This is a genomic window from Deferribacterota bacterium, assembly GCA_034189185.1.
GTDB lineage: Bacteria > Chrysiogenota > Deferribacteres > Deferribacterales > UBA228 > UBA228.
Genome location: JAXHVM010000202.1, coordinates 1 through 3,033 on the forward strand (window position 1 = coordinate 1; position 3,033 = coordinate 3,033).

At 29.7% G+C, this 3,033-nt stretch carries 2 protein-coding genes; both read right to left on the reverse strand.

Features of this window, described 5'->3' with window-relative positions:
* Positions 1-911 (reverse strand): FAD-binding oxidoreductase (locus SVN78_09855; GenBank protein ID MDY6821909.1); only part of this gene is annotated, 911 nt, incomplete at its 3' end.
* A 6-nt stretch (positions 912-917) separates the two neighbouring features.
* On the reverse strand, positions 918-3,033 hold a 2,116-nt coding region (locus SVN78_09860), incomplete at its 5' end, for an FAD-linked oxidase C-terminal domain-containing protein (GenBank protein MDY6821910.1).

A 3,033-nucleotide genomic window follows, 5' to 3' on the forward strand; every position in this document is an offset into this window, starting at 1 on the left:
GTTTTATTCTTTTCTACAGCTAAACCAAGCAATGATTTATCCATTATCTCTATTGCTGAAGGATTTTTACTTTGAATTATATTAACAGCATTTACAGATTTATTAATATCGTCAAAATAAGCAACTATAAGAATATTATATTTTGGCTTATCTATTAATCTTAACTTCAATTTAGTAACAATTCCCAATGTTCCTTCAGAACCAGCAAATAAATTTATAAGTTTCAATCTATCATTAACTACCAAATTTCTTAGATTATAACCAGAAACATTGCATCTTAAGTTTGGATATGCACCAGCAATATCACTCTTGTTAGCATTATATAAATCAAAAATTTGTTTAAACTCATTATCTAAATCTTTATATTCCTTTTTTTCAATTTCACTTAACCACATTAGTTTTCCAGTTGAGAATAAAATTTCTACATCTAAGACATAATCATTAAAATTCCCATATGCTATAGAATGTGACCCTGATGCGTTGGTATTATACATGCCACCGACTGAAGCATAGTCAAAACTAGATGGATCAACAGGAAAAAATAAGCCTGAGTTCTCTAGCGTTTCCTTGATTTTACCACCCTTTACACCTGCTTCACAAATTATATATCTCTCATTAAGATCAACCTTTAAAATCTTGTTCATAAATTTAGTAAAATCTAAAACATAGCCACTACCTAAAGCTGCTCCACAAATGCCACTACCTGATCCTCGTGGGTGAATTGATAGCTGATTGTCCTTACAAAATGCTAACACCTTTACAACGTCATCTACATCTTTTGGATAAATAACAGCCTCTGGAACAATTTTATATATACTTCCATCGGTAGACAATAAATATCTATAAATTTCATCTGAATGTAATTCACCTTTTAACTTCTTTTTTAATAAAACATTATCATTAAATGACATAACAAATTATTTAACCTTTATTAATTCTACAGGATGTAATACTTTTACATTACTTAAATCTTTTATCTGCATTCTACAGGTAGGACAATCTGTTATAACTATACTACATTCACTTTCTTTTATCTTATCATCTAGATCCTTACCTATTTTACTACTCAATGAATAATTATCACTCAATAAACCCCAACTGCCTGCCATACCACAACAATTACTATCTAATACTTTTAAATTATTTTTATCTAGATTGTTAATAAGATTGGCTGTCGCATCACTATCCTTTTGAACTTTTAAATGGCATGGTATATGATATGCTTTAATACTTGAATCTTCAATATATAAATAGTCTTTATATCTATCTAACAACTTGGTTATGTGGATTGTTTTATCTTTTATTTTATTAACTCTACTATTATTTATAAAATTACCCCATTCACTCATCAAAGCCAGCCCACAGGATGAACAAGAAACAACTATATTATCTACATCATCTATCAAGTTTCCCCAGCTTTCAAGATTCTTGTATATTCTTTCTTTAGCAGCATTTGCCATCCCTTTTGGTATCATTGGCACACCACAACAGTATTGTCTTGGTGTAATAACTGTAAAACCTATATTTTTTAATATCTCAACTGTTTTTAATCCAACAGCAGGTTCAAAATAAGAGTAATAACATCCAGCAAAAAATAATACCTTTTTTTCTCCCCTTCCCTCAAAATTATTAACTTGATCAAACAATGATTTAGTCGATATTGAAGGGTACCTTCTCTGTGGAGAAACATGAATAATAGGCTCAAAAGCTTTTCTTACATAATAGTATTTTGTAACAAAATCAGATATTTTTGCAAATTTATGAGTCCATTTTGCAATTGTATCTATTTTTGTTATCAATCTATAATTTAGGGGTATTGAAAATTTTCTATAATATTGGGATTTTGCCTCTGCCGCCAATTTTGGTATATTAACATTTGATGGGCATTCAAAATGACAGCTTTCACAGCCTATACAAAGATTCATAACTTTCTGTAATTCGCTTTTATATATCTCACTATCATCAATAACCCCACTTATTAAAGCTCTTAGAATATTTGCTTTAGCTTTAGGTGTTGCCCTTTCGTCCCTAGTAAACTTATATACAGGGCACATCCTAACAGAAGTATCAATAGTGGTGCATTTAGAACAGCCATGGCACTTCTCAGTTTCACTTAAAAAATCTTCTAGCCATAATAAATTTTTATTAAATATATCTTTTGCTTTATAGGTTATACCATATCTTAAATCTTTTGATATTAAGTATTCATCATCTGTTAATTTTAACAGGGGGTTAAATATGTTCTTTTGATCTAAAATATTTTTAACCTGTTTAAATAAATGGTATATCTTTGGATATTGGAGTTTAACATAGTAGGATCTTATGCGCCCATCACCGTGTTCTCCTGAAATAGTACCACCTAAAGAATAGATCAAATCAAAGAATTCATCTGCTATTATCTTTAATAACCTAACATCTTCAGCACTTTTAAGATTGAGAAGTGGCCTAGTATGTAACAAACCTTTTGCAATATGACCGTATATAACAAAGTCAACCAAATGTCGGTTAAATATTTGATATATACCTTCAAAATATTTATCTAATTTAGTTGGTGGAATAGCTGCATCCTCAACTAATGCAACTATTTTTTTATCCCCCTTTAGTTTATAGAGAATTGGTACAGCTGCCTTTCTAATAGCACGAAAATTATCCTGCTCTTTTTTGCTAGTAGCTAAATATATATTATCTGTTAATTTGTTTTTGATAATTAAATCATAGACTTTCTTTGCTTCATTTATTACAGCCTCTTTACTATATCCATCAAATTCAAAAAGCAGTACATTATCAGCATCTTCACTAATATTATTCGCCAATGTCTCATCTGTCGCTTTTGCTAATCTTAACAAAGACTTATCCATTATTTCTATACCAGAAGGTTTAAATTGTAATCCTAAATTAACAGCCTTTGTCGAGCTAAATATATCATTAAAATAAGCAACTAATAGAGTGTCATAGGATGGTTTATCAATTAACTTAAATTTCAATTTTGTTACTATACCTAATGTGCCTTCAGAGCCAGTAAAGAAAGTATGT